Origin of the sequence: Streptomyces sp. NPDC049687 (genome assembly GCF_044465285.1) — a bacterium.
GTDB lineage: Bacteria > Actinomycetota > Actinomycetes > Streptomycetales > Streptomycetaceae > Streptomyces.
The window spans coordinates 311,868-334,580 of record NZ_JBITLN010000005.1; the positions used below are offsets into that span (position 1 = coordinate 311,868).

At 71.4% G+C, this 22,713-nt stretch carries 12 protein-coding genes; 7 read left to right on the forward strand and 5 right to left on the reverse strand.

What is annotated here, in order from left to right; all coding sequences use genetic code 11:
• The first annotated feature begins 115 nt into the window (after positions 1-115).
• Together coaA and ACIBVL_RS18440 are read left to right on the forward strand one after the other, a co-directional pair.
• Positions 116-1,105: a type I pantothenate kinase gene (gene coaA, locus ACIBVL_RS18435; RefSeq protein WP_399098232.1), complete on the forward strand. Its 990-nt coding sequence runs from the start codon at positions 116-118 to the stop codon at positions 1,103-1,105.
• A 16-nt stretch (positions 1,106-1,121) separates the two neighbouring features.
• Positions 1,122-2,060, forward strand: a complete 939-nt coding sequence (locus tag ACIBVL_RS18440; protein WP_399098233.1) for a DUF389 domain-containing protein — start codon at positions 1,122-1,124, stop codon at positions 2,058-2,060.
• Here ACIBVL_RS18440 and ACIBVL_RS18445 read toward each other — a convergent pair whose 3' ends face one another.
• On the reverse strand, positions 2,061-3,311 hold the full coding sequence (locus tag ACIBVL_RS18445) for a glycosyltransferase (RefSeq protein WP_399098234.1): 1,251 nt from the start codon (positions 3,309-3,311) through the stop codon (positions 2,061-2,063).
• 135 nt (positions 3,312-3,446) lie between these two features.
• On the opposite strand from ACIBVL_RS18445, the gene ACIBVL_RS18450 reads away from it, so the two are divergent.
• Positions 3,447-5,282, forward strand: a complete 1,836-nt coding sequence (locus ACIBVL_RS18450; RefSeq protein ID WP_399098235.1) for a class I SAM-dependent methyltransferase — start codon at positions 3,447-3,449, stop codon at positions 5,280-5,282.
• Here ACIBVL_RS18450 and ACIBVL_RS18455 read toward each other — a convergent pair.
• Positions 5,252-6,106 (reverse strand): alpha/beta hydrolase, encoded by an 855-nt coding sequence (locus ACIBVL_RS18455; RefSeq protein WP_399098236.1) that lies wholly within the window; start codon positions 6,104-6,106, stop codon positions 5,252-5,254. The two genes, ACIBVL_RS18450 and ACIBVL_RS18455, sit on opposite strands and share 31 nt — an antisense overlap.
• Before the next feature lie 351 nt (positions 6,107-6,457).
• On the opposite strand from ACIBVL_RS18455, the gene ccrA reads away from it, so the two are divergent.
• Positions 6,458-7,780: a crotonyl-CoA carboxylase/reductase gene (gene ccrA, locus ACIBVL_RS18460; protein WP_399098237.1), complete on the forward strand. Its 1,323-nt coding sequence runs from the start codon at positions 6,458-6,460 to the stop codon at positions 7,778-7,780.
• A 27-nt stretch (positions 7,781-7,807) separates the two neighbouring features.
• Here ccrA and ACIBVL_RS18465 read toward each other — a convergent pair whose 3' ends face one another.
• Together ACIBVL_RS18465 and ACIBVL_RS18470 are read right to left on the reverse strand one after the other, a co-directional pair.
• The gene (locus ACIBVL_RS18465; RefSeq protein ID WP_399098238.1) at positions 7,808-14,476 is read right to left on the reverse strand and encodes an SDR family NAD(P)-dependent oxidoreductase; all 6,669 of its coding nucleotides are present in this window, start codon (positions 14,474-14,476) and stop codon (positions 7,808-7,810) included.
• Positions 14,473-16,245 (reverse strand): fatty acyl-AMP ligase, encoded by a 1,773-nt coding sequence (locus ACIBVL_RS18470; protein WP_399098239.1) that lies wholly within the window; start codon positions 16,243-16,245, stop codon positions 14,473-14,475. Before ACIBVL_RS18470 ends, ACIBVL_RS18465 begins: the two co-directional genes overlap by 4 nt.
• Positions 16,246-16,613: 368 nt before the next feature.
• On the opposite strand from ACIBVL_RS18470, the gene ACIBVL_RS18475 reads away from it, so the two are divergent.
• Complete coding sequence (locus ACIBVL_RS18475) at positions 16,614-18,023, forward strand: MFS transporter (RefSeq protein ID WP_399098240.1); 1,410 nt, start codon at positions 16,614-16,616, stop codon at positions 18,021-18,023.
• Between the two features lie 68 nt (positions 18,024-18,091).
• On the opposite strand, the gene ACIBVL_RS18480 is transcribed toward ACIBVL_RS18475, so the two are convergent.
• Complete coding sequence (locus ACIBVL_RS18480) at positions 18,092-21,250, reverse strand: tetratricopeptide repeat protein (protein ID WP_399098241.1); 3,159 nt, start codon at positions 21,248-21,250, stop codon at positions 18,092-18,094.
• 194 nt (positions 21,251-21,444) lie between these two features.
• On the opposite strand from ACIBVL_RS18480, the gene ACIBVL_RS18485 reads away from it, so the two are divergent.
• Both ACIBVL_RS18485 and ACIBVL_RS18490 read left to right on the forward strand, forming a co-directional pair.
• On the forward strand, positions 21,445-21,819 hold the full coding sequence (locus tag ACIBVL_RS18485; RefSeq protein ID WP_399098243.1) for a peptidase inhibitor family I36 protein: 375 nt from the start codon (positions 21,445-21,447) through the stop codon (positions 21,817-21,819).
• Positions 21,820-21,851: 32 nt separating this feature from the next.
• Complete coding sequence (locus ACIBVL_RS18490; RefSeq protein ID WP_399098245.1) at positions 21,852-22,712, forward strand: hypothetical protein; 861 nt, start codon at positions 21,852-21,854, stop codon at positions 22,710-22,712.
• Position 22,713 lies beyond the last annotated feature (1 nt).

Here is a 22,713-nt window from a genome sequence, read left to right on the forward strand (position 1 = left end):
CCCCGTGGATCATGCGACTGGCGCCCTGTCAGATACCTGTTCGGGGCATGCGGCAGACGTCCTGCGTGACGCACCCCACCCCGCCGCCCCGTTCAAACTCCGTTAACAATGGACTGTGATCTCACCGGTCTCCTCGATACCCCGGAGCGCCCACCGGCCCAGGCCGGAGGCGACTCCCTACGTCGATCTCACCCGCCGCGAGTGGAGCGCGCTGCGCGACAAGACGCCGCTGCCGCTGACCGCCGAGGAGGTCGAGAAGCTGCGCGGCCTGGGCGATGTCATCGACCTCGACGAGGTGCGGGACATCTACCTCCCGCTGTCCCGGCTGCTCAATCTGTACGTCGGTGCCACCGACGGCCTGCGCGGCGCCCTGAACACCTTCCTGGGTGAGCAGGGCTCCCAGTCCGGCACCCCCTTCGTCATAGGGGTCGCCGGCTCGGTGGCCGTGGGCAAGTCGACGGTCGCCCGCCTCCTCCAGGCCCTGCTCTCCCGCTGGCCGGAACACCCCCGCGTGGAGCTGGTGACCACCGACGGCTTCCTCCTGCCCACCAGAGAACTGGAAGCCCGCGGCCTGATGTCGCGGAAAGGTTTCCCCGAGTCCTACGACCGCCGGGCCCTGACCCGCTTCGTGGCGGACATCAAGGCGGGCAAGGACGAAGTGACGGCCCCCGTCTACTCCCACCTGATCTACGACATCGTCCCCGACCGACGGCTCACGGTCCGCCGCCCCGACATCCTGATCGTCGAGGGCCTGAACGTCCTCCAGCCCGCGCTGCCCGGCAAGGACGGCCGCACCCGCGTCGGCCTCGCCGACTACTTCGACTTCAGCGTGTACGTCGACGCGAGCACCGAGGACATCGAGCACTGGTACCTCAGCCGCTTCAAGAAACTCCGCCAGACGGCCTTCCAGAACCCGGACTCGTACTTCCGCAAGTACACCCAGGTCTCCGAGGAGGAGGCCCTGGACTACGCCCGCACCCAGTGGCGGACGATCAACAGGCCGAACCTGGTGGAGAACATCGCCCCGACCCGCGGCCGCGCCACCCTCGTCGTCCGCAAGGGGCCCGACCACAAGGTGCAGCGCCTGCGCCTGCGCAAACTGTGACCGCTAGCCTCTCCCCATGCTGCACCTGCGCCTGATCGCGCCGTCCGACAGGACCGACGACGTGGTCCGCCTGATCGAAAAGACGGTCGGCACCACACACCTCGTCATACTTCCGGGCGCCGCCCGCAACCCCGCCGGAGACGTCGTCCTGTGCGACGTGGCCCGCGAGGCCGGCGACGAACTCCTGACGGGACTACAGGAGTTGGGTCTCGACCGCACCGGCTCCATCGCCGTCGAGAACATCGACCTGTCCCTGTCCAGGCGCGCCGACAAGGCCGAGGCGGAGGCACCGGGCGAGGGCGCGGACGCGGTCCTGTGGGAGCACCTCACGGACGCCACCCACGAGGAGTCCACCCTCTCCGTCACCTACCTCGCCTTCATCGCCCTGGCCACGATGATCGCGGCCTGCGGCGTGGTCCTGGACAACGCGATCCTGATCGTCGGCGCGATGGCGGTGGGCCCCGAGTTCGGCCCCCTCGCCGGGGTCTGCACGGCGCTCGTGCAGCGGGCGCCCCGGCTGGCGCTGCGCTCCCTCGTCGCCCTGCTGGTGGGTTTCGCGGCGGCGATGGCGCTGACGGCCTGCTTCAGCCTCTTCATGGACGGCGTCGGCCTCTTCACCAAGGAACAGCTGGAGGCCGACCGCCCGAACACGGGCTTCATCTACGCCCCGGACTGGTTCTCCTTCGTCGTGGCGGTCCTGGCCGGAGCCGCCGGCATGCTCTCCCTCACGTCCGCGAAGTCGGGGGCGCTGGTGGGCGTCGCCATCTCGGTGACCACCGTCCCGGCCGCCGCCAACGCCTCCGTGGCCCTGATCTACGGCGACAGCAACCAGACGCTGCGCTCGTCGGAACAGCTGCTCCTGAACCTGCTGGGCATCATCCTGGCCGGCACCCTGACGCTGCTGATCCAGAAGTGGCTCTGGGCACGGCAGCGGGCTCGTTCGGGCACACACTGATCACCCGGAACGGACCTCGTACCGGTCCAGGACACGGCATGCCCGGTCGGTGCCGTTCTCGGCTTCCAGGGCCCGGCCGATCCGGCGCGCGGCCTCGGTGTAGGGGGCGTGTCGGGTGAGGTCGTGCAGGCGCCGGACGAGGGCGGGGACGGTGAGATCGCGGGCCGGCAGAGGCTCCGGTCCCGTGCCGAGCGCCCGTACCCGGGCGGCCCAGTAGGGCTGGTCACCGAAGAACGGGCAGACGAGGGACGGTCGTCCGGCACGCAGCGCCGAGGCCGTCGTGCCGGCCCCGCCGTGGTGGACGACGGCAGCCATCCTGGGAAACAGCCAGTCGTGGGGGGTGTCGTCGACGACGAGGAGGCCTTCCTCGCTGGTGGCGGGGTCTCCGGGCAGTACACCGCGCAGGTTCGCGCGGCGCAGCGCCGTCCGCACCAGCGTGTCGGTGGCCCGGGGGTCGGCGGTCCGCATGCTGCCGAAGCCGACGTAGACGGGCGGGGGCCCGCCCGCCAGGAAATCGAGCAGTCGCCGTGGGGGTTTCCACATCGGCTGGTCGTGGTGCCAGAAGCCGGTCACGTGGACGTTCGGTCCCCAGTCGGACGGCCGCGGCACGACCGTGGGGCTGAACGCGCAGAGCACGGGCGCGTGGCGGACGTACCGGAAGGGAGCCGCCGGGGACAGCTCCGGGAGGCCGAGGTTCTCCCGTCGCCAGGTGTTGACGAATCTCCGGCACAGCATCCAGGACGCGAGGTCGACCGCGCCGAAACTGAGCCGGTTGCCCAGGGCCCCCAGCGTGCGGGCGGCCGGTGCGAGGGGGTGCGGAAAGGCCGTCGTGGGCTGGCTCGGCTGGAAGTGGATCACGGCGTGCGGGACGCCGAGGTACTGGCTCAGATGGACGCCGAGGAAGCCGAGGGTGGGCGCCAGGACCAGGTCGGCCCCCTTCGCTCCGGCCTGGGTCTCCTCCAGCATCGGCATGATGCGGGGTCGCAGGACCCGGTCCATCCGGCGGACGAACGCCACCGGGTTGCGGGGGCCGGCGAGGAGTTCCTGCCCCTCGGCGGACTCGATGATCTCCACGGGGTCGGCCGGAAGGGGATGGAGATCCAGGCCCGCCTCGGCGATCAGATGCTCGTAGCGCCTGCTGGCGAGGACCCTCACCGTGTCTCCGCGACGGGCCAGCGCCCGGCCCAGCGCCAGGCAGGGCTGGACGTCGCCCCGGGATCCCGCGGCGAAGAGCACCACTGCTCGACCCATGCCGTTCCTCTCTCCAGGCCACATGCCGGCCGCACCGTTACCCGATTGGCAGACCATAGACATATCGGGCGGAGCATTCCCGTACTTGTCGGGCGAAGATGAGGAAAAGGCCCCTTCTGGCGGGACGGGAAACTGATGCCAAAGACGATGGCCCATCTCACCGCGGCAGTGCTCGGCGCGGGATTCACCCTCAACGCGCTACGGCTCCATCGCCGACTGGCCGGGCTGCGCCCCCTCGAGCCCTCCATGGATCGACCGTCCCGGGACTTCCGGTTCGTGCTGGCCTCCGGGGTGCGACTGGACGACGAGACCCGCCGCGCAGCCTGCGCCTTCGCCTCCCGGGAGGGGCTGACCGTTCTCGATCTGCTGCCGGGCGATCTGCCGACGGCACAGTTGCTCGACTTCGCCCGCTTGGTGGACACCCGTTCCTTCCGACGCGAAAGACTGGCCTTCGGGCGCAGCGCCCAGCATGCCGTCGTCGTGGAGGCGGCCGTCCTGGAGCGACTCGGCAGACGCCTTCCCGCCGGCACGGACCTCGCGGGGCTCTCGGCCGCGGAACACACCGACCTGCTGGGGCAGCTGAAGAAGTGTGCGCCGACCACGACCGGATTCGCGCTCGCCCCCCGGCTTCGCAGTGTCCGCCGCACCGCCCGGGAACGCGTCGCCGCCCGGCCGTACAACGCCCTGGTGCCGCTGCCGGCCGTCCTGGCGGCCCGCCTGGCCGCCGGTGCGCTCACCGTCGCCTGCCTCGCGACGGCCCCGGCCTGGGGAGCGGCTGCCCTGGCCGGCTACGCACTGCAGCCGGCGCTGGTGCGCGGTCGTCGGTTCGCTCCCGCCGACCGCCACCGCGCCACCCTGCTCAGGCCCGTACTGGGCCCGGGCGACTGGCTGCGCACCGCGCGGGCGGTGCACGCCCTGCGCGGTCCGGCCGATCCGCATCCCGGCCTCCGCGCGCAGTACCAGGCCGAGATCGCCCTGGGTGTCGAGCGGTTCTTCGAGCCGCGCCGCGATTCCTGCCCGTGGTGCGGGTCGTCCGACCTGAGACACCGCCTGACGGCGCGGGACATGTACCAGGGCAAACCGGGCCGGTTCACTCTGGAGGAGTGCGGAGAGTGCGGTCACACCTTCCAGAATCCACGGCTGAGCCCGGCCGGCCTCGACTTCTACTACCGCGACTGCTACGACGGCGTCGGCGAACGGCAGATGGAGAAGGTGTTCGCCCTCCAGGGTCCCGCCTACCGCGCTCGCGCCCACCTCCTGCGCCCGCACACCGCGCCCCTGACCTGGCTGGACGTGGGGGCCGGGCACGGTCACTTCTGCCTCGTCGCCCAGGACGTCTGGCCGCGGACCGTCTTTCACGGCCTGGACCGGAGCGACGCCGTGGAACAGGCCGCGAAGTACGGCTGGGTGCACCACGGTCACCGGGGCGACTTCCCGGAACTGGCCGGATCCCTGGAAGCCGCCTACGACGTGGTCAGCATGTTCCACTACCTGGAGCACACCCTGGATCCCCGTGCCGAGCTGGAGGCGGCACGCACCGTGCTCAAACCGGGCGGTCACCTGGTGATCGAGGTCCCCGACCCGCAGAGCTCCCTCAGCCGGCTGCTGGGCCGCCACTGGATTCCCTGGATGCAGCCGCAGCACGTGCACCTGATGCCCTTCGGCAATCTCAGACAGGCGCTGCTGGAGCGGGGCTTCACCACCGTGATGGAGCAACGCGTCACCGGACGGCCGGGCGGGGACTTCTGCGGCGCCGTCGTGGAGCGCTTCCGCTCCTGGACGCCGAGCCCCCGGCACCCGTGGTCCCGGAGGCCCCCGACCCGCACCCGCGCCCTGGCCCACGCGGCCATCTGGACGTCCTCCGTCCCGCTGATCGCCGCGGCGGCCGCGGCCGACCTCGTGATCGCCCCCTTCCTGGGGGCGATCCGGGGCGGGCAGGCCTACCGGATCCTCGCCCGCAAGGAAGGCTGACGCCCGGCCACGGAACCGGGAGCCTGCCGCCCGAGCGAGTCCATCACCGTGGGCCAGATGTGGTGGAGTTCCTTGCGCCAGTACGTCCAGGAATGCGTCCCGGGCGCGTACTGGTGCGTCGTGACACGAACCCGTTCCGCGCGCAGTGAGGAGGCGAACTTCCTGATCTGCTCCGGAAGCGCCGCCTCGCCCACCACGCTCGCCAGAATGACGTCGGAGGAGCGCCCGATGTCCAGCGGTCCGGGCATGCCGCTGCCGACGGACAGATGGACGTGCGTCCCGCGGAAGGCCCGCGGCATGGCGGCGGGGTTGTGGGACTGCCAGACATCGGCGTTCTGCACCGGGTCGCCCCAGACCTTCTTGATGTCGACGCCGACCCTTTGGGAACCGAGTCCGATGGCCAGGCGCACTGCGGGGTCGTTGAGGTCCACGTAGGAACTCATCGCCGCCGCGTACCGGAACAGTCCCCGATGGTGTGCCGCGTAGTTGAGTGCGCCGAAGCCGCCCATGGACAGGCCCACGACGGCGCGCGAGGAGCCGGCACGGTACTCCTTCTCCATGAGCCGCACGAGTTCGGCGGTGTGAAAGGTTTCCCAGCGGGGCGGGCCGGCGAACCAGTCGCTGTAGTAGCCGTCCTTCCCCGCGTCGGGCATGACGATGAGCACATCGGAGTTCTGCGACAGCTCTTCGACGTCCGTCTCGCGCGTCCAGGCCGTGTAGTCGTCGTCGCCGCCGTGGAGCATGTAGAGAGCGGGAAAAGTGGCCTTCGGCCGCTTGTTCCAGCTCGCGGGGAGAATGACACGGACCGGGATGGACCTTCCCATCGCCGGCGAACTGACCGTGAGATCGCGCGTTCTGTCGTCGATCGATTTCACGGCAGTGACACGAGCCTCCGCACCCTGAGACCCGGGCGTGCCTTCCGCGCTCCGAACAGCCGCATGCGCCTCGGTCGAGACGAGCGCGGCCACGAGGCCCAGGCACACCAGATTCGTTCTCGCACACTTCAGAAAAGAGACGAACACGGCTCGGAGCATGACGAAGCCCACCGTCCCCCACCGGCAGACACTCCGTTCGACGCACGGCAGTCGCCCGTACAGCAGAGCAGCGGTTGCGAGGCATCAGGTCAGCGGTTCTCTTGGGAACAGTCGTGAGACGTGAGCAAGATTGGAGCCGAAATGACATCGCCCCTGTCCGAAGCGGTCATCGCGGGTGCGGACGCAGCGGCCCTCGAGTCCCTCCCCCTTCCGGACCACTTCCCGGCGGCCTGTGTGCGCGCCGCCGACGTCAACATGTTCGAGGGCGTCGAGGACAAGGACGTACGCAAGTCCCTCAGCGTCGGGGAGGTCCCCCTTCCCGAACTCGCCCCGGACGAGGCTCTGATCGCCGTGATGGCGAGTGCGATCAACTACAACACGGTCTGGACGGCCATGTTCGAGCCGTTGCCCACCTTCCAGTTCCTCCAGCAGATGGGCAAGGCCGGGCGGTGGGAGGCGCGGCACGACCTGCCGTACCACATCGTGGGTTCCGACGCCTCGGGCGTCGTCGTCCGTACCGGCTCGTCCGTACGCAAGTGGAAGGTCGGCGACCATGTCTCGATCTCGCCGGCCTACGTCGACGAACAGGATCCCGACACGCACCACGACGGCATGCTCGGGCTCGGGCAGAAGGCGTGGGGGTTCGAGACGAACTTCGGCGGCCTGGCGCACTACGCCGTCGTCCGGGCGAGTCAGCTGATGCCGAAGCCTCCCGCACTGACCTGGGAGGAGGCCGCCGTCAACCCCCTGTGCGCCAGTACGGCCTACCGCATGCTGGTCAGCGACCGCGGCGCGCGGATGAAGCAGGGCGACATCGTCCTCGTCTGGGGCGCGACCGGCGGGCTGGGGGCGTACGCCGTCCAACTGGTGCGCAACGGGGGCGGGATCCCGGTCGGTGTGGTGAACTCCGACGAGAAGGCACGCCTGCTCAGGTCCCTGGGATGCGACGCCGTCATCAACCGTCAGGAGGTTCTCGACGGGGACGACACCCTTCTGGAGCGGCCCGAGGGCTGGAAGAGGATGGGGAAGGCGATCCGCGCCATGGTCGGCGAGGACCCCCACATCGTGTTCGAGCACGTCGGCAGGAAGACCTTCGCGGCGTCCGTCTTCCTCGCCAGGCGAGGGGGGACGATCGTCACCTGCGGATCCAGTACGGGCTACGAACACACCTATGACAACCGGTACCTGTGGATGCGGCTGAAGCGGATCATCGGCAGTCACGGTGCGAACCTCCACGAGCAGTGCGAGGTCAACCGGCTCATCACGCTGGGCGGCGTGGTTCCCGCGCTGTCGACGACGTACCCGCTCGCGGAGGTCGGGGCGGCCGCGCGGACCGTCCAGGTCAACGAGCACATCGGCAAGGTCGCCGTCCTGTGTCTGGCTCCGCGCGCCGGGCTCGGGGTCACCGACCCCCAGGCCCGCGCCCGGATCGGTGAGGAGCGGTTGCGCCTGTTCCGCAGGTGACCCCACGGAACAGGCGTGGTGCGCCGATCACTCGGCGGGCCACCCCAGGGCACGGGTGACGTGCCGCGCGATCGTCTGGACGTGGGGCGGGTCGATGACGGACAGATGATCGCCCCCGACGGGGACGATCTCCAGGGACGGGCACAGGGGCGCCCAGCCGAGGTCGGCGTCCTGCCGGTGGTAGCGGGGATCCAGGGCGGTGGTGAGCTTCTGCGGCTGCTGGGCGCGGTAGAGCACCACATGGCCGTCGTAAGGACGGGGAGCGTACCGTTCGCCGACACGGGCGTCGACGTACGAGGTCCGTTGGTGCTCCATGATCCCCGGGCTCATGTCGAGGCCGGCGTCGGCGACGAGCCGCATGATCACCTCGATCTGCCGGTCGTCCGGGGTGGCCGCCAGCTCCTCGTAGGGCAGGTCGAGGCGGTGACCGTACGTCTTCTCGATGTACTCGGCGAAACGGTTGAAGCGCTCGATCAGGAACTCTGGTGACTCCCGTTGCGGCAGGGCGGCGGGCAGGATCGTGTCGATCAGTCCGAGGAATCCGATGCCCTGTCCTTCCTGCGTCAGCTGACGAGCCACCTCGTAGGCGAGACATCCTCCGAAGGACCAGCCGAGCAGGTGGTAGGGACCTTCCGGCTGGATGTCCTGGATGAGCGCGCGGTAGCGGGCCGCCTTCTCCTCCATCGTGCTCAGCTCGTCGATCCGCTCCATCCCGTACACGGGTTGTCCGGCCGGCAACAGCCCCGTCAGCGGCAGGTAGACCGAGGTCGGCCCGCCGGCGGGGTGGAAGGTGAACAGCGGTGGCCTCGCCGACCCCGTGCGGGCGGGGCGCAGGGTGGTGACGGCGGACGGGCCGGTCCGGTTGACCACCGGCCGGATCAGTTCGGCGATGGCCGCGACGGTGCGGTGGGCGAGGACGGCGTCGGCCGTCAGGCTCAGCCGGGTGTCGTCGCCCAGGCGCCGGTGGATGACGTCCACCATGGCCGCGGCGGCGCGCTGGTCTCCGCCGACGCTGGTGAAGTCCTCGCGGACGTCCTTGGGCCCCTGGTGCAGGACTTCGGCCCAGGCGCTCGCGACCAGCCGTTCCGCGGCGTCCCTGGCACCCAGGGAGCTGGGCAGCGCGGGTGCGGACCGCTGCGCCGGTGGCGGGTCGGCCGCCGCCGGCACGGAGGCCGCCGTCGGCGCCGCGGAGTCGAGACCGAGTTGCTCCAGCACCGCTCGGCCGAGTTCGCGCAGACTGGCTCCGCGCAGCAGGCGGGGAGCGGCGAGGTCGACACCGAAGTCCTGGCGGATCGCGTTGCGGATCCGGACCGCCATCAGGGAGTCCAGTCCCAGTTCGGTCAGCGGGGTCGTCTCGCTGAGGTCGTGGGTGCCGAACCCCATGATGGCGGCCGTTCTCCTGACCAGGCGGGCGTACACCGTGTCGGGGGCGGAGTCCTGGAGGGCGGCGATGCCGGCGGGGCCGGCCCAGTCGTCGTCGCCGAGTGCGCTGTCCTCGAGGACGTCGGTGAAGAAGGGGATGGCCGACAGGCCGGGGAACGCCGCCAACACGCGGTCCGCGTCGAGGTGGACGACGCCGACGTGCGTGCGGTTGAGGGCGACGAGTGCCTGCAGGGCGTCCATTCCCTCGCCCAGCCGGATGGGCTCCAGGGCCAGCGCGGGGTTCCCGGCCGCTGTACCGACGTTCTCCCAGGGGCCCCAGGCGATGGCGGTGGCGGGCCGGCCGGCGGCTCTGCGTCGGTGGGCCACGGCGTCGAGCCAGGCGTTGGCGGCCGCGTAGGCGGACTGTCCCGGTGAGCCGAGAAGGGCGGCGGCGGAGCTGTAGATCACCCACCAGTCCAGATCGTGGTCGGCGATGGCCGCCTCCAGGTGCTGGGCCCCCACGGTCTTCGGCCGCAGCACCGTATCGATGTCCTCCGGTTCGAGGTCCGTGATCATACGGTCGTGCAGGAGGCCCGCGCAGTGGGCGACACCGCGCAGGGCATGGCCCTCGGCGAGGGCCGCACGCACCAGGCTGGGGGCCACATCCGGTTCCGCGATGTCCCCTCGGACCACGGCGACGGAGACCCCCTGGGCCTGCAACTCCCCCAGAACGGCCTGGGCTTCGGGTCCGGGGGCGCGACGTCCGTTGAGGACGATGCGCCCGGCGCCCTGCTCGGCGAGCCGGCCCGCCGTCGCCAGGCCGAGTCCGGTCAGGCCACCGGTGATGATGTAGGCGCCGTCGGGACGTGTGAAGGACACCTGGTCGTTGCGCTGGGGGGTGAGGTCGGCACGGGCGAGACGGGCGGTGAGTCGGGTGCCGGTCCTCCAGGCGATCTCATCGGCGTCGCCGTCGGCGAGGAGTTCCTGGCCGAGGTCGTCGACCGCGCCGGGCTGTCTGTCGATGTCCACCAGCGAGGCGCGCAGCTGGGGGTGTTCGAGTGCCAGTACCCGCACGAGTCCACGCAGGCAGGCGAGGTGCGGTGCTCCCTGCTCCCCGGGTGCCGTCGCCTGCGCCAGCACGGTGGCCAGCCACAGACGCGGCGGTTGCCGGTACGTACCACCGGCCAGGCGGCGGGCCAGCCGTGCCGCCGTGCGCAGTGGCCACGTGTCGTCCTCCCCGTCGTGCTGCGGGAGGAAGAGGACGACGGCGCTCGGCCCCTCCTGCGGGGCCCCCAGCCAGTCGTCGAGTGCGGTGTCGGGGGCGTCGTCCCGGGCATCGGTCAGGGCGACGTCGACACCTGCGGCTTCCAGGACCGACACGAGCGCGGCCGTGGTGCCCCCCGCGGCGTCCGGTTCGTCGCTGACGAGCAGGGCACGACGCAGCCTGCCCAGCGGCAGTGGGGCGGTGGCCTTCTCCCACCGGATGTCGTAGGCGCTCGTCTCGAGGGGCCGGGGCACTTCGTGCTGCTCGACGGGACGCAACCGAACGAACCTGGCGACGATCTCGCTCGTGGCGCCCTCGGCGGTGATGTGCCACTGGTCGACCTCGGCCTCCGCCGGGCCGCCCCCGTCTGCGGGTGTGCAGCGGATCTCGTAACCGGTGTCGAGGATGCCCGGCCCCTTGATCCGCAGGGTTCGTACGCCGACCGGGACGGTGTGCGGGGCGGCTCGGTCGGCGCGGTCGCCGCCTGCCGTCGTGCCCGCGGCGCTCAGCGTGTCCAGCATGGCGGTCAGCAGGCGTGCGTACGACGGCCGGTGCGGATGCTCCGGGTGCTCGGAGGAGAAGCTCTGGACGATCGCGGGCGCCTGTTCCGCCGCGGCGGAATGGTCGGCGTCCTGGAGTTCGGGATCTCGGGTGAGGCGGGCCGAGGCGTGGCAGCGCCAGGCGGTGCCGGTGCCGCGGGCGTGGAGAGAGATGACGCCGTGTGTGCTGGAGTCCGGTTCCCACACCACGGTCAGGGGGGTGCTGCCGGAGATGGCGAGCCACTGGTGGATCCGCAGGTCCTCGATGCCGAGGTGGGTGATGCCCTCGCGGGCCCACAGGTCCAGCCCGGCCTCGATCACCAGTTCCGCGGCCTCGACCAGGGTCAGCACCGCTCTGTCGTGGACCGTGCTCCGGGGGCCGTGCCGAAGTGTGCCGACGTCCGCCTGCCACAGCGCGGCACCGCTGCGCGGGTCGTCGGTGCGCACGCCCAGCAGCGGATGGCCCAGGGCTTCGGCCGAGAGGGCGGGACGGGAGAACCAGAACCGTTCGTGACGCCAGGCGGGGGTCGGCAGTGCGGTGCGCGCGCCGGCGGGCCACAGCCCGCTGTCGACGGTGACGCCGGCGAAGTGCAGCCTGGCCAGCGCGGCACGTAGGTCGACCGTGTCGTCGGCGTTCTTGTGCAGGGTCGGGACGACCAGGGCCCTGTCGCCCACCGCGGTCGCGTCGAGGGTCTCGGTGAGCGGGACGACGGCAATGGGGTGGGGCGAGATCTCCAGGAACAGGGTGTGGCCGTCCTCGGCGGCGGCGGTCACGCCCTGTTGCAGGCGCACCGGGCGGCGTACGTTGGCGCACCAGTAGTGCGCGTCGGCTGCCGCGCCCGCCCGGGGATCGTCGAGGACCGTGCTGTACCAGGGCGTCGTGGGTGTACGCGGGCGCAGCGCGGCGAGGTCTTCGCGCAGTGGTGTCAGAACGGGATCGACCGCGGCCGAGTGTCCGGCTCCGCCGACCTCGAGCAGTCGGGCGAGGTGCCCCTGCTCGGTCAGCTCGTCCACCAGGTCGCGCACCGCTCGGGCCGGTCCCGCCACCGTGCAGCGCTGGGGAGAGGAGTGCACGGCGACCTCGACACCGGGGAAGCGCCCGAGGACGTCCGTCCGTGACGGTGCGGGCAGCTCGATCGCGGCCATCGCACCGGTCTGTTCGGCGTCGATGGTGGCGAGGTGGGCCGATCGGCGGACGACGACGCGAAGTCCGTCGTCGGCGTCGAGGGCGCCGGCGATCACGGAGGCCGTGACTTCGCCCATCGAGTGCCCGATGACGGCGGCGGGCTCCACACCGTAGGCCCGCACGGTCTGCGCCAGGGCCAGCTGGACTCCGAACAGCAGCGGCTGGGTCCGGTCCACCGTCCGGCCCGGTGCGGACGTGAGCAGCTCGGTCAGTGAGGAGCCGGTCTCCTTGACGAAGACCGGATCGAGCGCGGACACCTGGGCGGCGAAGACGGGGTCGTCGGTCAGCAGTCGCTGCCCCATGCCCTCCCACTGTGAGCCGTACCCCGAGAAGACGAAGACGGGCCGGAGCGGCGCCGCCGCCGCTCCGGCGTCGGCGCAGGCGGCGACCAGGCCGGGAACCATCTCGTCCCGGGCCAGCGCGGCAAGCCTGGCGGCCGCCTCGGCACGGGTCCGGGCGACGACGGCCGCGCAGACCGGGCCCCGGCGATACGAGGCGAGAGTGTGGGCGACGTCGACGAGGGCGGGCGCGTCGTCGTCGGCCACCCACCGCGACAGGCTCGCGGCCACGTCGGCGAGCCGGTCCGAGGAACGGGCGGACACCACCAGGATGTGCGGGAGGGCGCCCTCGTCGGCGTCGGGCTGCGCGGACCGACGGGGCACCGGAGCGGCGGGCGGCGCCTGCTCGAGGATGACGTGGGCGTTCGTACCGCCGAACCCGAAGGCGGACACGCCGGCACGTCCAGGACGGTGCACGGGGGTGGGCCACGCGGTCGGTTCGGTGACCACACGCAGCCCCAGCCCGGTGAAGTCGATGTGGGGGTTGGGCGTGTCGAAGTGCAGGCTGGCCGGGATACGGCCGTGATGCAGGGCCAGCGCGGTCTTGATCAGGCCCATGATGCCGGCCGCGCCTTCGAGGTGGCCCAGGTTGCTCTTGACCGATCCGATCAGCAGCGGCCGGTCGGGCCCTCTGCCGCTGCCGAGGACCGCTCCGAGGGCCGACGCCTCGATGGGGTCTCCCAGCAGGGTGCCCGTCCCGTGCGCTTCGACGTAGTCGACGTCGGCGGCGCCGGTCCGTGCGTCGCGCAGGGCGTCGCGCAACAGCGCTTCCTGCGCCGCCGGATTGGGTGCCATGAGGCCGGCCGACCGGCCGTCCTGGTTCACCGCGGTGCCCCTGATGACGGCGATCACCCTGTCGCCGTCGCGCAGGGCGTCGGCGAGTCGTTTGAGCACGACGACGCCGCAGCCCTCACCGCGGGTGATTCCGTCCGCCGCGGCGTCGAAGGGTTTGCACCTGCCGTCCGCGGCCAGCGCTCCGGCTTGTTCGAACGAGGCCGTGACCGCCGGGGACAGGAGCACATTGACCCCCGCGGCCAGTGCCGTGTCGCACTCCCGGCTGCGCAGACTGCGGCAGGCCAGGTGCACGGCCACGAGGGACGACGAGCAGGCCGAGTCGGTGGTGATGCTGGGGCCGCGCAGGTCGAAGAGATAGGAGAGGCGGTTGGCGACGATGCTGCCGGCGGCTCCGGTGCTGGTCCACGGTGTCAGGCGCGCGGGGTCCGAGGTGGTCAGATGCCCGTACTCGAGGGCGCTCAGACCGACGAAGACGCCGGTGGGCGTGGACTGGAGCGCGTGGGCGGGTACTCCCGCATGGTCCAGCGCCTCACAGCTGACCTCGAGCACCAGTCGCTGCTGGGGATCCATGACTTCGGCCTCGTGGGGCGTGATGCCGAAGAACTTCGCGTCGAACCCCTCGATGTCGTCGAGGAAGGCGCCCCACCGTGTGGTGGACTCGATCAGGGCGGTGGCATCGGGCGCTGCGCCGGCGAAGTTCGCCCAGCGTCCTTCGGGCACCTGGCCGACCAGGTCCGTCCCTGCCAGGAGCCGCTCCCAGAACACGTCCGGCCCGTGCACGTTCCCGGGCAGGCGGCATCCGACGCCCACGATGGCGATGGCGCCGTCCTCTGCGGGGGTGGCGGGGGCCGCCGCGTCGGACGTACGGGGCCGCCCGTCGGTTTCCACGGTGTCGGCGTCGTCGGCGTTCGCCAGGGTGTGCACCAGCTGTCCGATGGTGGGGTGCTCCCACAGCAGGGTGGCGGACAGTGACCGGTCGAGCATCTTCTCCAGTTCGCCGGTCAGTCCGACGGCGTCGCGGGAGGTGAGACCGTACTCCGCCAAGGGGCGGGCGTCGTCGAGCTGTTCCGCCGAGATGCCGCTGATGTCCGAGATCAGCTGCACCAGCGCGGCCCGCAGTTCGGCCACGCCCGATCCGGGGCGGCTGTCCGTGGTGGAGGTGGTGACCCGGGTGTCCTCGACCGGCTCCTGGTGTCCGCCTGGCTGGTTCATGCGTTGCCGGTCTCCCTCTGTGCTTGGGTGTCGGAGCTCCAGGCACCTCGGAGGTAGTGCTCACGGCAGGTGCCGCGGGCGACCTTCCCACTGGTGGTGTGGGGTACGGTGCCGGGCTGGGCGAGGATGAAGTCGTGCACCGCGACGGCGTGACCGGCGGACACCGCCGCACGGACGGCGCGGGTCGCCTCGTCCCGGACCCTGTGGGGTTCAGCGAGGTCACGGGCGTGCTCGGCGACGACGACCAGACGCTCTCCGTCGTCGGTGAGGACGGAGAACGCCGCGGTGTGATGGCGTCGGATGGCCGGGTGGGCACTCTCGACGGTCTGCTCGATGTCCTGCGGATAGTGATTGGTGCCGTCGATGATCACGAGATCCTTGATGCGGCCGGTGATGTAGAGCTGCTTGTCGTGGCACAGTCCCAGATCGCCGGTGCGCAGCCAGCGATGCGTTCCGTCGCCCGGGTCGTCGCCGTGGAGGGTGGCGCCGAAGGTGGTGTCGCTCTGTTCCGGGCGTCCCCAGTACCCCCGTCCGACGTTGGGTCCGCGAAGCCAGATCTCACCGACGTTCCCGTCCTCCAGGCGGACATGGGTGACCGGATCGACGATGGCGGCCTCCTGGCCGGTGGGCCGTCCGCAGCCGACCAGGCGGGTCACCGCCCGCGCTTCGGTGGTCTCGACCACCCGGGCGGTGCCTGCCGCCAGCGCGTCACGGTCGAAGCAGGTGACGGTCGGTTCCTCCCCGGCCGGTGAGGCGGAGACGAAGACGGTCGCCTCGGCCAGCCCGTACGACGGCCGCATGGCCGTGCGGACCGCGCCCACCGGGGCGAAGACCTGCTGGAACCGTCGGAGCGTCTGCTCTGCAATGGGTTCGCTGCCGTTGACCATGGCCGCGACCGATCCCAGCGACAGCTCTGCGCGCTCCTCGTCGGTGACGCGGCGCGCACAGTAGTCGTAGGCGAAATTGGGAGCGGCGGTGAGCGCTCCCGGATGCCGGGTGAGCAGCCGCAGCCATCTGACGGGCTGTTGGACGAAGGCCAGCGGATCCATGAGCACGGAGTGGACGTGGCCGACGACGGGCAGCACGATCGCCAGCACCAGCCCCATGTCGTGGTACAGCGGAAGCCAGCCGACGGTGCAGTTGCGCCCGGTGCGGATGTCGTACGCCTCCAGGGCCTGGCGTGCGTTGGCGCAGACGTTGGCGTGGGTGATCTCCACGCCGGACGGCACACGGGTGGAGCCCGAGGTGTACTGCAGGTAGGCGCAGTCCCCGGGTTGTGGATGAAAGGTCTCCGCGCCCGTCGGTACGCCCCCCGGCGCCGCCCCCGAGAGCAGGTCCTGCTCGGTGACGACCCGCACGCGCAGGCCGTCCTGGTCGGCGCAGAACTTCTCCACGGCCTGCAGCGAGGCGGGGCTGGTGAGGGCGAGCACCGGGTCGGCGTCGGCGAGTACGGTGGCGAGTTTCTCCATGTGGCCGGGCAGACCCGGGGGAAAGAGAGGCACCGCGATCGCGCCGGCGCACGTGGCCGCGAGGAAGCCGACGACATAGTCCAGGTTCTGCGGTGCCACGACGGCCACGCGCTCGTTCACGGCTGCCCCGGCGTGGCGCAGGGCTGCGGCGAGGGTGCGTACCCGATGCTCCAGTTCGCGCCAGGTCAGACTGGAGGCCACCCCGTGGCGATCGCTGCCGAAGTCCACGAAGGTGAACGCCGTCTCATCGGGGGTCTGTGCGGCGGCCTGGGCGAGATGGTGGCTGACCGTGTCTCTCACGCTTTTCGGCACTGAGTCACCGAACCTTCGTTCTGGGCAAGGAATGGACTCTTCGACTGCCGGCCTTTTAGGCGGATGTGATGACAGCCGTCGCCACCCGTCACCGCTTTCCAATGAACAGTGGCAGTGGTGAGAAATCAGCCAAACACGGAGATGTGCCGGGCTTCCAGTGACACGCCGAGGTGGCCGACGGCCAGCGCAGTCGGGGTCTCCGCGAGTCGCGCTTGATATCCCCGGAGGGCAGCGTATGCAGGAACGACGTGAAGATCCCGGCTACCCAGCCATACCCTCCCCCGCTGCCCGAGGCAGGTACCGTGAGTCGACTTCGTGTCCTCGCCATCCTTATGGCCGTTCTTTTGCCGTCGTTCATGACGGCCCTGGACAACACCATCGTCAATGTGGCACTGCCTCAAATCCGAGATGAACTCGCATTGGGGGACGCCGACTTGAAATGGGTGGCCGCCATTTACCCCCTCACTCTCGCAAGCCTTCTCCTGCTGGGCGGGCATCTGGCGGACACCGTGGGGCGGCGGGCGACGCTGCTGCTCGGTGTCACCTTCTTCACCGTCTCCTCGGTCGGGTGCAGCATGGCGACCTCGGGGCTGACGCTGATCGCCTTCCGAGGGCTGCAGGGAGCCGGCGCGGCGCTGATCCTGCCGGCCTCACTGGCGGTCCTGTCCCACGATCTTCCGCCCCGTGCGCGCAATGCGGCCTTCAGCGCCATCACCGCCACCTTGGCGTCGGCGCTGGCCTGCGGACCGGTGATCTCCGGCACCATGACACAGCATCTGGGCTGGGAGTCGGTCTTCGCCATGAACACGCCGCTGGGATGCGCGAGCCTCCTCATCGGTCTCGTCATCCCCCGGCCCGGCGCCTGCGCCCCACCCGCGTCCTCAGCCACCCTCACGCTCGGCGTCGTCACGACGGCCTGTTGCTCGCTGGTGGCCCTCGCCTACTGCCTGATCGAAGGACCTGAACACGGTTTCGCCAGTGTTCCCGTGGCCACATCAGGGGTCGTTGTCGTCGCCTCAGCCGTGGGCCTGTCGTACCAACTGACGTTGCGCCGGAATGCCGCACTGCGGCTCCTCTTTCGGCAACGCCCCTTCGTCGGCGGGGTCATCACTCAGCTATTGGGGGGCCTGAGCGTGAGCGGAGTCTATTTCTTCACCTCGCAGTTTCTGCAGAACGGCCTCGGCCTCGCCCCGACGTCAGCCGGGCTGACGTTTGTCCCCGTGGCTCTTTGCCTGCTCGTCGCCTCACCCTTCATTGCCCGGATGGCGCGCCACTGGGGCGACGGGCGAATCTCCGCTGCGGGCCTGCTCATGATCGGCCTGGGTTTGCTGATGGTCGCCCTGGGAAGCTTCGGGGGGAGTATCGTCCATATTCTGCCGGGCCTTTCGACCATCGGCTTCGGCTCCGCGCTGGCCGTTCCGCTGACCACCCGCGCTCTGGAGTCTTCGCCCGACCATCTTTCCGGCATCGCCGCCGGATTGTTCAGCGCCATGCGTGAGGCATCCGGAGTCGTCGGAATCGCCGTCGTGGGCGCGATGGTGTCGTTCTCGGAGCATGCCGCGGCCGCCGCGGGAGCCGATGACTCGGCCGCCTTCCTCACCGGCTACCGAGCCGGTCTGTGTCTGGCGGCCGCGCTGGTGGGAGCGGGAGCCCCCGTCGCGTTGTGGGCGCTGCGACGCGACGGGGACACGGGGAACCGCCTGACCGGCCCCGGCGAACCGGACAGCCCGAACCAGGCGGATCCCGCCGCGCCGAACGCCTCTTAGAGCTCCGAACAAAAGTGCACCGCCGTCAGCGCGCCCACCGCGCGTCGAATGAGGCCTGGAGCGGTGGGCTATCGCCGGGGCCGGGGACCCGTCACCGTGGCCAGGAGCGCTCGGATGTCGTCGGCCTCGGGCATGCCGAGTTCGGTGTAGAGGGCCAGCGCGCGCTCGTAGCGGCGAACGGCCGGGTGGGCGTCTCCGAGGGCGTGGTGGGCGTCGCCGAGTCCGCCGTGGGCGCGGGCTTGCTGGCCCGGGTTGCCGATGTCCTCGGCGATGGCGAGAGCGTCGGTGTGGTGGGTGAGGGCGTCGGCGTGCCGGCCGGCGGCACGGGCGGCCTCGCCGAGCCCGTTGAGCGCCCTGGCTTCGCCGTCCCGGTCGCCGTTCCCGCTGTAGATGATGAACGCTTCCTGGTGGCGCTCGGCGGCCTTTTCGGGCTGGCCGAGACGAGTGTGGATGGTGCCGAGGCTGTGCAGGGCGCCGGCTTCGCCGTACCGGTCGCCGACTTCCCGGGACAGGGCCAGGGCCTGTTCCTGGTGGTGGGCGGCCGACCCGTACTGGTCGAGTCGCGCCTCGACGGTGCCGAGGTCGTTGAGCGCGTGCGCCTCCAGGTACCGGTTGCCGGTCCGGCGGAACAGGGTCAGGGCCTGCCGGAGATGCTCGGCGGCCTGTCCGTAGCGGCCCAGCCGCCGCTCAACCGTGGCGAGGTCCTTCAGGGCGAGTGCTTCGCCCGCCTGGTCGTCGGCACCCCGGTAGAGGACCAGCGCCTGTTCGAAAAACTCGCAGGCCGGTCTGTAGCGGCCCAGCCGCTCGGCGACCAGGCCGAGGTTGATCAGGGCGCGCGCTTGGCCGGTCGCGTCGCCGACGCGACGGAACAGTGTCAGTGCCTGCTGAAGGTGACGGCCGGCCGGCTCGTGCCGGGCCAGCTGCCAGTAGGCGGTGCCGAGGCCGAGCAGAGCGCGGGCTTCGCTCGCCGGGTCGGCGGCCTGGCGAGCGGCGTCCCGGGCGTGGCCGTGGATGGTGAGGCCGTCGGTGTGATGGCCGCCGATGAGGTAGCGGTACAGGATGGCGGAGAGCCGGATGGTGTGGGTGGGCCGGTCGTGGGTGGCGGTGTGGGCGGCGACCGCGGTCAGGCACGGTAGTTCGGTGTTCAGCCAGGCGCGCGCGGCGTCCGGGTCGGACAGTTCGGGGGCAGGGGTGGAGGGTGCGCGAACCTCGGGCCTCAAGTGAGCCTCGGCCGGGTGAAGGCAGTTCATGGCGGCGGCAGCGGTCGCCAGGTAGTAGTCGAACAGCCGGTCAAGCGCCGCCCGGCGGGTCTGTGGCGCGTCCTCGGCGGTGGCGAGGCGGGCGGCGTAGGCGCGGAGCAGGTCGTGCATGCCGTACCGGGCGGCGTCCACGGGTTGCACCAGATGGGCGCGGGCGAGGACGTCGAGGGCACGGCGGGTGTCCGCCGGGCTGCTGTCGCTCAGCGCGGCGGCGGCGTAGGCGTCGAGGTCGGTGCCGGGGTGCAGGCCGAGCAGCCGGAAGGTACGCGCCGCGTCCGGTGGCAGGTGCCGCAGCGACCAGGAGAACACCGCGGCGACGGCGGCCCGCGGGTCGCCGTCCGCGTCGAGCAGATCCAGTCGCCGCTGCTGGTCGGCCAGTTCGACGACGAGATCGGCCAGGGGCGTGGTGGGGCGGGCGGCGGCGAGTTCCGCGGCGACCCGCAACGCGAGAGGCAGTCGGGCGCACTGCGCGGCGAGGGCGTCGACCGCGTCGGGGTCGGCGTCGGCGCGCGGGCCGATGAGCCGGCACAGCAGGGTCCGGGCCGCGACGGCCGGCAGCAGGTCGAGGTCGAGACGGTGGGCGCCCTCCCGCGCGACCAGCCCTGCCAGGCTGTCGCGGCTGGTCACCAGCACCGCGCAGGTGCCGGTGCCGGGCAGCAGCGGGCGGACCTGCTCCACGGTGGCGGCGTTGTCCAGGACGATCAGCATGCGCCGGTCGGCGGCCTCGCTGCGGTAGCGCGCGGCCCGGTCGTCCAGCTCCAGCGGGACGTCCTGCCCGGACACCCCGAGCGCGGTCAGGAACCGGACCAGCGCGTCGGCTGCGGTCACGGGCTGGTCGGGGTCGTAGCCGCGCAGGTTCACATACAGCTGGCCGTCCGGAAACCGGGGGCGGGCGCGGTGCGCCCAGTGCACCGCCAGTGCCGTCTTGCCCACCCCGGCCGTCCCGGACACCGCCGAGACCACCACCGCGGCCGGTCGCTCCGCCGCCGTGGCCAGCATCGCCTCCAGCTGGGCCAGTTCCTCCTCGCGGCCGGTGAACCCCCCTGCGTCCATGGGAAGTTGCGTGGGAACGGGCCTGGCATGCGCCGCGTCGGCGCCGGGCGGTGTCCGGCGGACGGCCGATGCGGCGGGCTTGCCGCTCAGGATCGCCTGGTGCTCCCGCTGTGCCTCGGCGCCGGGGGCGGTGCCGAGTTCGTCGGCCAGCCGTCGGCGCAGGGCGGTGTAGCAGGCGAGCGCCTCCGGAGCACGCCCGGCGGCGTGCAGGGCCCGCATCAGCGCCACGGCAAGCGGCTCGGTCAGCGGGTGTTCGGCGACCAGGGCGGAAAGCGTGTCGACCACGCCGAGGTGACCGCCGACGCGGAGTTCGGCGTCCGCCCACGCCAGGACCGCTTCGATGTGCTGCTGCCGCCAGCATTCGCGGGTGCGCGCCGCCCATTCCCCGGACAGGCCGGCCAGGGGTTCGCTCCGCCACAGCCCCAGGGCTTCCCGCAGCAAGGCCACCCGCCCCGCGTCGGACTCGTCGGCCGCACGGGCCCGCGTGACCAGTCGCCGGAACCGGTGCGCGTCGACCAGGTCCTGCGGCATGTCGAGCCGGTAGCCTCCCGAGCCGCGCAGCAACTGCGGCGTCGTGGACCCGCTGCGCGGGCTGGACGAGCCGTGGGCGTCGGCACCGCCGGGGAGGGGCACGTCGGCGCCGGCCGGCGGGCTTCCGTCGGCGCCGGCCGAGAGGTGCGGGGCAGTGTCCGCGAGGATCCGGCGGATGCGGGCGATGTGCGCGTAGAGCGTGCTGCGCACCTGGGCGGGCGGGTCCTCGCCCCAGACCCGGTCGATCAGCGTCTCGGCCGCCACCCAGCGGCCCGCGTCCACCAACAGCGCCGCCAGGACCGTACGCCGTTTGGCGGGGCCCAGAGCCACCGGGCGGCCCGACACCCATAACTCCACGGGCCCCAGCAGCCGAAATCCCGTCACGCCGTCCCCCCTGCCCCACCCTGAGCGGTCGACCGTGTCCCGGGCGTCACCCAACCACCTCGCCACCTGCGAGGCAAGATTCGCGCAAGTTTCTCGACCACCACCCTCCTCCACCGTGTCCATGGCACCACTGCGCACCACGGACGACTCCCGTCCCGTGGGCGGGGGCCTCGAGTGATGGAGGAACACTCAGCATGAAGCGGATCCTGGCCAGGGCCGGCATCGCCCTGGGAAGCGTGGCCCTGGCCACCACCGGCGCACTCATCACTGCCGCACCCGCGAACGCGGCATTGTCGGACTGTCCCGCCGGAGCGCTGTGCGCCTACCTCGGCGTCAACGGCGCGGGCGACCCGGGCGTCGTCTACAACGACAACGCGAACCTTCTCCAGTACAACAAGTTCAACAACGCCGAGTCGCTGTACAACCACGGCAACAACTGCAACGTCCGTATCTACTCGGGCCTGAACTACACCGGCTCCAACTACGTGCTCGCCCGGGGCTACTACAACGGCTCCCTGGCGAACACCGTGTGGTGGCACAACGTCGCCTCGAACGACTGGTGCGTATGAGCGCATCCACGGCGCGGCGGACACTCCTTGCGGTGCTCCTTGCGCTGACCGCGGCCGGCTGCTCCCTCGACGGGGAGCCCGGCCGCGGGCCCGTGGCAGTCGACGTCCGCCCTCTCTCCGGCGCCACCGCGTTCACCTACGCCGAGGCCGTACGCCTGCACGACCGCGAGGAACGTGCCGTCGCGGCCTGCATGACCTCCCGCGGCCAGAGCTACACGGCACAGCCGCGGACCGCGTCAGCCCGCGGCGAGGAGACCAACCCCTACGGGCTGCTCACCCCCGAGAAGGCGGCCCAGGACGGGTACGGGATCGTCGGCGAGTACCTTCATCAGCAGTCCAATCCTCCTCCGGCCGACGAGCCCCGTAAGGCGGCCTGGCAGGAGGCGCTGACCGGCACACCGGCGCACCGGGTGAGTCTGCGGCTGCCCGACGGCGTCAGCCTCCAGTACTCCACCGACGGCTGTGTCGCCCGAGCACGCGCCGAGTTGTACGGGGCGGACTGGAACACCGTGGCTCCGGTCACCATGGGACTGGCGAACCGTGTGATCGGCGCCGTCGAAGCGGACCCCGGCTACCGTGCCGCTGTCCGGAAGTGGTCCTCGTGCATGGCGGAGGCAGGGTATCCGGCGACGGACCTCCAGGCTCCGCGCAGGACCATCGACTCCCGGCTGAAGAAGGCCGCGGCAGACCGGCAGACCCTGCGCGCACTGGGCCGCGACGAGATCAGGCTGGCGGGCGTCGACGCCGGCTGCCAGGTCGAGACCGGGCTGTCCGAAGCCGTCCAGGACGTACAACAGGCTGCCGAGAAGCAGCTGCTGACCGCGAGCGACAGAAGGACCGTCGCGCGCTACGTGGCGGACAAGCGCAAGGCGCTCGCCGCCACGGCCGCATGAG

Bases quoted from the DNA above. Each gene is read 5' to 3' on its own strand.
- ACIBVL_RS18440 (WP_399098233.1), top strand. From the start codon at position 1,122: ATGCTGCACCTGCGCCTGATCGCGCCGTCCGACAGGACCGACGACGTG.
- ACIBVL_RS18445 (WP_399098234.1), bottom strand. From the start codon at position 3,311: ATGGGTCGAGCAGTGGTGCTCTTCGCCGCGGGATCCCGGGGCGACGTC.
- ACIBVL_RS18450 (WP_399098235.1), top strand. From the start codon at position 3,447: ATGCCAAAGACGATGGCCCATCTCACCGCGGCAGTGCTCGGCGCGGGA.
- ACIBVL_RS18455 (WP_399098236.1), bottom strand. From the start codon at position 6,106: ATGGGAAGGTCCATCCCGGTCCGTGTCATTCTCCCCGCGAGCTGGAAC.
- ccrA (WP_399098237.1), top strand. From the start codon at position 6,458: ATGACATCGCCCCTGTCCGAAGCGGTCATCGCGGGTGCGGACGCAGCG.
- ACIBVL_RS18465 (WP_399098238.1), bottom strand. From the start codon at position 14,476: ATGAACCAGCCAGGCGGACACCAGGAGCCGGTCGAGGACACCCGGGTC.
- ACIBVL_RS18475 (WP_399098240.1), top strand. From the start codon at position 16,614: ATGACGGCCCTGGACAACACCATCGTCAATGTGGCACTGCCTCAAATC.
- ACIBVL_RS18485 (WP_399098243.1), top strand. From the start codon at position 21,445: ATGAAGCGGATCCTGGCCAGGGCCGGCATCGCCCTGGGAAGCGTGGCC.